The 6501-nt window shown below is 67.7% G+C and carries 8 protein-coding genes; 5 read left to right on the top strand and 3 right to left on the bottom strand.

All coding sequences use genetic code 11. The features are described 5' to 3' along the window. From rho to hemE, 3 genes are all read right to left on the bottom strand, one after another. Nucleotides 1-890 (bottom strand): transcription termination factor Rho (gene rho, locus ACOJSF_RS10830; RefSeq protein WP_420142210.1); only part of this gene is annotated, 890 nt, incomplete at its 3' end. A 191-nt stretch (nucleotides 891-1081) separates the two neighbouring features. After that, nucleotides 1082-1540 carry a CopD family protein gene (locus ACOJSF_RS10825; protein ID WP_420142209.1) on the bottom strand — a complete coding sequence of 153 codons (459 nt, stop codon included), beginning with the start codon at nucleotides 1538-1540 and terminating at the stop codon, nucleotides 1082-1084. Next, complete coding sequence (gene hemE / locus ACOJSF_RS10820) at nucleotides 1537-2577, bottom strand: uroporphyrinogen decarboxylase (protein ID WP_420142213.1); 1041 nt, start codon at nucleotides 2575-2577, stop codon at nucleotides 1537-1539. Before hemE ends, ACOJSF_RS10825 begins: the two co-directional genes overlap by 4 nt. A 340-nt stretch (nucleotides 2578-2917) precedes the next feature. Between hemE and ACOJSF_RS10815 the strand changes: the two genes are divergently transcribed. From ACOJSF_RS10815 to dnaQ, 5 genes are read left to right on the top strand one after another with little or no spacing between them, the layout of a single operon-like run. Next, the gene (locus tag ACOJSF_RS10815) at nucleotides 2918-3736 is read left to right on the top strand and encodes a pyruvate, water dikinase regulatory protein (protein WP_420142208.1); all 819 of its coding nucleotides are present in this window, start codon (nucleotides 2918-2920) and stop codon (nucleotides 3734-3736) included. Then, on the top strand, nucleotides 3733-4329 hold the full coding sequence (locus tag ACOJSF_RS10810; protein ID WP_420142207.1) for a Maf family protein: 597 nt from the start codon (nucleotides 3733-3735) through the stop codon (nucleotides 4327-4329). Before ACOJSF_RS10815 ends, ACOJSF_RS10810 begins: the two co-directional genes overlap by 4 nt. Beyond that, the gene (aroE, locus tag ACOJSF_RS10805; protein WP_420142206.1) at nucleotides 4326-5186 is read left to right on the top strand and encodes a shikimate dehydrogenase; all 861 of its coding nucleotides are present in this window, start codon (nucleotides 4326-4328) and stop codon (nucleotides 5184-5186) included. The genes ACOJSF_RS10810 and aroE overlap by 4 nt, the downstream gene beginning before the upstream one ends. Then, entirely contained in the window at nucleotides 5183-5779 is a 597-nt protein-coding gene (gene coaE / locus ACOJSF_RS10800; RefSeq protein ID WP_420142205.1) for a dephospho-CoA kinase, read from the top strand. Before aroE ends, coaE begins: the two co-directional genes overlap by 4 nt. A gap of 7 nt (nucleotides 5780-5786) precedes the next feature. Then, complete coding sequence (gene dnaQ / locus ACOJSF_RS10795) at nucleotides 5787-6491, top strand: DNA polymerase III subunit epsilon (RefSeq protein WP_420142204.1); 705 nt, start codon at nucleotides 5787-5789, stop codon at nucleotides 6489-6491. Nucleotides 6492-6501 lie beyond the last annotated feature (10 nt).

Here is a 6501-nt window from a genome sequence, read left to right as displayed (position 1 = left end):
GGCCGCTGGAGCGCGTTGGCGTCGACGCCGCCCGTCAGCACCTTGCCCGACGACGGCACCACCGTGTTGTAGGCACGGCCGAGGCGCGTGATCGAATCGAGCAGGATCACGACGTCCTTCTTGTGCTCGACCAGGCGCTTGGCCTTCTCGATCACCATTTCGGCGACCTGGACGTGGCGCGTGGCGGGCTCGTCGAAGGTCGAGGAAACAACCTCGCCCTTCACGCTGCGCTGCATGTCGGTGACTTCCTCGGGCCGCTCGTCGATCAGCAGCACGATCAGGAACACTTCGGGGTGGTTGTCGGTGATCGCCTTGGCGATGTTCTGCAGCATCACCGTCTTGCCGACGCGCGGCGGCGCGACGATCTGCGTGCGCTGCCCTTTGCCCTGCGGCGAGACGAGATCGATGACGCGGGAGGACTTGTCCTTGTTGGTCGGGTCCTGCGGATCGAGGGTGAGCTTCTGTTCGGGATAGAGCGGCGTCAGATTGTCGAAATTGACACGATGGCGGACGACGCTCGGGTCGTCGAAATTGACCTGGGTCAGCTTGGTCAGCGCGAAATAGCGTTCGCCGTCCTTGGGATCGCGAATCTCGCCCTCGACCGTGTCGCCCGTGCGCAGCCCGAACTTCCGCACCTGATTGGGGGAGACGTAAATGTCGTCGGGCCCCGCCAGATAGTTCGCCTCGGGCGAGCGGAGGAAGCCGAACCCGTCGGGCAGCACCTCGATCGTGCCGAGACCCAGGATCTGCTCGCCATTCTCGGCCTCGGCCTTGAGGATGCCGAACATCAGGTCCTGCTTGCGCATCGTCGACGCGCCCTCGACCCCGCGCTCTTCCGCCATGGCGACGAGCTCGGCCGGGGTCTTCTTCTTGAGGTCCTTGAGATGCATGGGTGACGGTCCGCTGGTGCGTTGTTGGGGAGGAACGGCGCGGTGTGGCGACAGTTCGAAGAGAGTTGGGGCTGACGGGCGCTCGCGAGGACCGCGTGCCCAGAAACAGAGCCGGGGTATAAGCCGACAGCGCAGCCGTCAAGCGAGATGGTGCCGCCGCGCCGCCGATTCAAGCAGGCGCGACAGGGCGATCAGAACGGCTTGACGATCACCAGCACGACGATCGCGGCAGTGGCGATGCCCGGAACCTCGTTCATCAGCCGCAGGGTCCGCCCGCTGGCCGGACGGACGCCGCGCGCAAGCTTCTTGCCGTACCCCACCATCCAGCCGTGATAGGCGGTCAGGCCGATCACCAGCGCCAGCTTGGCGTGCAGCCAGCCGCTGGTCAGGAAGCCGCCCTGCCACGCCAGCGTCAGCCCGAACGCCCAGGTCAGGATCATCGCCGGCGTGATGATGATCGTCCGCAGCCGGCGTTCGCGCTCGATCCAGCGCTTTTCCTCCTGCGATCCGGGCGCCGCCTCCTGATGGTAGATGTAATAGCGCGGCAACAGGAACAGCCCCGCAATCCAGAAGATCACGAAGATGACGTGCCCGGCCTTGATCCAGAGATAGGTCACCGAGAGGATATACTCCAGGCTGGGAATATTCATGCGCGCACCCTAGCCAGCAATCGCTCGACATGCACCAAAGGTGTGTCGGGCAGGATACCGTGGCCGAGATTGAAGACATGCGGCCGCCGCGCGAACGCGGCACGGATGCGGTCGATCCCTGCGTCGAGCGCCTGGCCCCCCGCGACCAGCGCGAGCGGATCGAGATTGCCCTGCACGGGCAGGCCGGCGGGCAGCGCGGCATCGGCCCAGGCGGGATCGATCGTCTCGTCGATCCCGATCGCGTCGACCGCCGTCTCGCGCGCATAATCGGGCAGCTTCTCGCCGATGCCCTTGGGGAAGCCGATCACGGGTGTCCCCGGACGCGCGGCACGGAGCTGTTCGACGATCGCGCGATTGGGGGCGATCACCCAGCGGCGGAATTCGTCGGGCGCGAGGCTGCCAGCCCAGCTGTCGAACAGCTGCACCGCCTCGACGCCCGCGTCGATCTGGCCGACGAGATAGGTGACGGTCGTGTCGACGATCGTATCGAGCAGGCGCTGGAACGCCGCCGGATCGCGATAGGCGAGGCGGCGCGCGGGCGCCTGGTCCTTGGTTCCCTGCCCCGCGACCATGTAGGTGGCGACGGTCCACGGCGCGCCCGCAAAGCCAAGCATGGTGGTCTCGGGCGGCAGCGCGGCGGTGACGCGGCGCACCGTCTCGTAGATCGGATCGAGCAAGCCAGACGCGGCGGTCAGCCCGTCGAGCGCGCCGTCAGCGAGCGCGGGGGCGAGACGCGGCCCCTCGCCCGTCTCGAACCACAGCCGCTGCCCCAAGGCGTGCGGAACGACCAGGATGTCGGAAAACAGGATCGCCCCGTCGAAACCGTAGCGGCGGATCGGCTGGAGCGTGATCTCCGCCGCCGACGCGGGATCGTAGCAGAGCTCAAGGAAGCCCCCCTTCTCGGCCCGCAGCGCGCGATCTTCGGGCAGGTAGCGGCCGGCCTGGCGCATCAGCCAGACGGGCGGCGGATCGCGCCGTTCGCCGCGCAGGACCGCAAGCAGCGGACGCTCGGCTGGGGGCCGGGCGGAAAGCGCGATCGGGTGAGGTGAATCGGCTGACAAAGGCGCTACCCTATATCCTTCAAAGAAGAGTCTTAGAGTCAGTGATAGACAGTTGGGGCGTGGATGCCGGGGCTTATTCGCGCCGACCGATCTTGCCAACAGCTTGACTCCCCAAGGAGCGGCGGTTTTGCGGCGAGTCACGGATGCTGCCCCCGATATCCACAGGCAACCCCCGCTTGTTGATCCCCTGTGCGTAAAGCGACGCGCAGACGGCGGCGGAACGGGCATGGCTTTCCATCCCTGCTGCAATGCACCGATTGGGCGGGGGTTGCTCCCCACAGTTGTCCACAGGGATTTTCGGACGCATTAGCGGGCCATGCGCCTCCACCTCCATCTCCTGTCGGACTCGACCGGCGAGACGCTCGATGCGATCGCGAAGGCCGGCATCGCCCAGTTCGACGGGGTCGAGACGATCAAGCATTTCTGGCCGATGGTGCGTTCCGAAGGCCATCTCAGCCGCGTGCTGGCCGAGATTACGCGCCGGCCGGGCCTGATCATCTATACATTGGTCAATTCCGAGGTGCGCCGCACGCTGGAGCAAAGGTGCCGGGTCGCGGGCTTGCCCCATGTCGCGGCGCTCGACCCCGTGTTCGAGGCGCTTGAACGGCTGCTCGGCCAGGAACAGAAGGCGCGGCCGGGGCGGCAGCATGCGATGGACGCGGCCTATTTCGCGCGGGTCGATGCGATCCAGTACACCATCGCCCATGACGACGGCGTCGCGCCGGAGGATTGGGAGGAGGCGGACATCGTGCTGGCGGGCGTGTCGCGTTCGTCGAAGACGCCGACCTCGATCTACCTCGCCAATCGCGGCTACAAGGTCGCCAACATCCCGCTGGTGGTCGAAAGCCCGCCCCCGTCGCAATTGTTCGAATTGCGCCACCCGCTCGTGGTGGGGCTGACCACCAGCCCCGACCGGCTGATCCAGATCCGCCGCAATCGCCTGCTGTCGCTCAACCAGACCGCCGAAACTCCTTATGTCGACCAGGAAGCGGTTGCGCGCGAGCTGGCCTTCGCGCGGCGCATCTTCGCGGATCGGGGCTGGCCGGTGATCGACGTCACGCGCCGGTCGATCGAGGAGACGGCGGCGGCAATCACCAACCTGATGAACGCGCGCAGTTCGGGAGCCGACGCATGACCCTGATCCTCGCTTCGCAGTCGATCGCGCGCCGGGCGATGCTCGACGCGGCGGGCGTCGACTTCACCGCCGAGGGGGCGGGCGTCGATGAGGATGCCGCGAAGGCCGCCCTGCTGGCACAGGGCCTGGGTCCGCGCGACATTGCCGATGCGCTGGCGGAGCTGAAGGCGCTCAAGGTTTCGCGCCGCCACCCGCAGGCGCTCGTCCTCGGCAGCGATTCGACGCTGGAGACGGCGGCGGGCGACCTGATCGACAAGGCGGAGACGCGCGCCGAATCCGAGGCGCAACTGCGCGCGCTGGCCGGCACGACCCACCGTCTCCACAGCGCGGCCGTCGTGGCACAGGGTGGCGTGGTCCTGTGGCGCAGTGTCGATACCGCGCGGCTGACCATGCGGCCTTTTTCCGATGCCTTCCTCCAGGAATATCTGGATGCCGAATGGCCGGCGATCAGCGGATGCGTCGGCGGGTGCCGGATCGAAGCGCGGGGCATCCAGCTGTTCAGCCGGATCGATGGGAGCCATTTCACGATTCTCGGCCTGCCGCTGCTTCCGCTGCTGGCGTGGTTGCGCGACCGGGGCGAGATGACCGCATGAGCGGCACGCCCTATGCCGAGGTGATCGGCAATCCGATTGTGCAGTCCAAGTCGCCGGTCATGCATGGTTTCTGGCTTGAGCGGCTCGGCCTCACAGAACGGTACACGCGCGCCCATGTGACCGCTGACGGGCTGGCCGACTATCTGGCCGCGCGACGCGGCGATCCCGACTGGCGCGGCTGCAACGTGACACTGCCGCACAAGCAGGCGGTGATGCCGCTGATCGACCGGATCGATCCGGTCGCGGCGCGGATCGGCGCGGTCAACACGATCGTCAAAGCGGACGGACTGCTGACTGGCTATAATAGCGACGCGCCCGGCTTCCTCGAACCGCTCCGCCCGTGGTTGTCAGAACGCCATCTGCTCCGCACCGCGCGCATCTTCGGCACGGGCGGCGCCGCGCGCGCGATCGCGCACGCGCTGTGGGACGAAGGCTTCACATTGATCCTCGCCGGGCGTGACCTGGCCAAGGCCGATGCGATCGCGGCCGAGTTCGACGCTGGGCACGTCCACACCTGCACGCTCGACACCTTCGCCCGGCCGTTGGACTTCGACTGGGGGGAGAAGGGTGACCGGCTGGATATCGTGGTCAATGCCACCTCGCTCGGCATGACGGGCAAGCCGCCGCTCGATGTCGACCTGTCCAACTTTCCGCCCGGCGCGATCGTTTACGACGCGGTCTATGCGCCGCTCGAAACCCCGTTGTTGCGCGCGGCACGGACGGCGGGGCACCCGGTGGTCGATGGCCTGAGCATGCTGATCGGCCAGGGACGGATCGCTTTCCGACGGTTCTTCGGCATGGAGCCGCCGTCCGATCCGGCGAGCGAGGCAAAATTGCGCGCGCGGCTGACCGCATGACCTTCCGGCTCGGCCTGACCGGGTCGATCGGCATGGGCAAGACGACCGTCGCCGCCATGTTCCGCCGGCTGGGCGTGCCGGTCTTCGATTCGGATGCGGAGGTGCATGCGCTGCAGGGGCCGGGCGGTCGGCTGGTCGCCGCGATCGAGACGCTTCACCCCGGCACGACGGTGAACGGCGGGGTCGATCGGGCGAGGCTCGGCCGCGCGGTGTTGGGCGATCCGCTCGCGCTGGCGCGGCTGGAGGCGCTGATCCACCCCGAGGTACGACGCGCGCGCCGCCTGTTCCTGCGCCGGCATGCCGCGCACCGCTTCGTCGTGGTCGACATCCCCCTGCTGTTCGAAAAGGGGGGATGGCGGCAGGTCGACGGAATCGCGGTCGTCTCCGCGCCTGCGTGGAAACAGCGCGCGCGCGTGCTCCGGCGGCCGGGGATGACCTGGGCGCGGCTGCGGCGGATCCGCGCGCTGCAAACCCCCGACGCGGAGAAGCGCCGCCGTGCCGATATCGTGATCGATACGGGCGGCACGGTTCACGCCACGCGCGCCGCGGTCAGGCGCATCACCGCTTGCCTGCGCGCCCGCGCGAAGGGATAGTCGCGGCATGCGTGAAATCATTTTCGACACGGAGACGACGGGCCTGAGCCCGCATGACGGCCACCGGCTGGTGGAGATCGGCTGCATCGAGATCGTCAACCGGTGCGAGACGGGGCGCAGTTTCCACGCTTACATCAACCCCGAACGGCCGATGCCGAGCGAAGCGGAGCAGGTTCACGGCCTGTCCGAGCGCTTTCTGGCGGACAAACCCTGCTTCCACGAGGTGGTCGACGATCTGATCGAATTCCTCGGCGATTGTCCGCTGGTCGCGCACAATGCGACGTTCGATTTCACCTTCCTCAACTGGGAGCTGGAGAATTGCGGACGCCCGGCGGTCGCGATGAGCCGGATGGTCGATACGCTCGCCATGGCGCGCACGCGTCATCCGGGGGCCAAGCACAGCCTGGACGCGCTCTGCACGCGCTATGGCGTCGATCGCAGCCAGCGCGTGAAGCATGGCGCACTGCTCGATGCCGAGCTTTTGACGCAGGTCTATGTCGAGCTTTGCGGCGGGCGGCAGATCGGCCTGATGCTGAGCGAGCAGCCGGCGGCGGCCACGGAGCTGCTTCCCGCTCAGGGCATCGCGCCGCGTGCCCGCCCCGCCCGCACGGCACGTCCGCACGGCGCATCGGCGGAGGAACTCGCGCGCCATGCCGCGTTTATCAAGGGGTTGATCGATCCGCTGTGGGACCAGCTTCCGGCGGCGGCTTGACGATCACCAG

Source organism: Sphingomonas sp., from assembly GCF_048594985.1.
In the GTDB taxonomy this organism is placed as follows: domain Bacteria; phylum Pseudomonadota; class Alphaproteobacteria; order Sphingomonadales; family Sphingomonadaceae; genus Sphingomonas_I.
Note: the sequence above shows the minus strand (reverse complement) of the source record. Positions and strands in the feature narration are given on the sequence as shown.

Bases quoted from the DNA above. Each gene is read 5' to 3' on its own strand.
- ACOJSF_RS10825 (WP_420142209.1), bottom strand. From the start codon at position 1,540: ATGAATATTCCCAGCCTGGAGTATATCCTCTCGGTGACCTATCTCTGG.
- ACOJSF_RS10815 (WP_420142208.1), top strand. From the start codon at position 2,918: ATGCGCCTCCACCTCCATCTCCTGTCGGACTCGACCGGCGAGACGCTC.
- ACOJSF_RS10810 (WP_420142207.1), top strand. From the start codon at position 3,733: ATGACCCTGATCCTCGCTTCGCAGTCGATCGCGCGCCGGGCGATGCTC.
- aroE (WP_420142206.1), top strand. From the start codon at position 4,326: ATGAGCGGCACGCCCTATGCCGAGGTGATCGGCAATCCGATTGTGCAG.
- coaE (WP_420142205.1), top strand. From the start codon at position 5,183: ATGACCTTCCGGCTCGGCCTGACCGGGTCGATCGGCATGGGCAAGACG.
- dnaQ (WP_420142204.1), top strand. From the start codon at position 5,787: ATGCGTGAAATCATTTTCGACACGGAGACGACGGGCCTGAGCCCGCAT.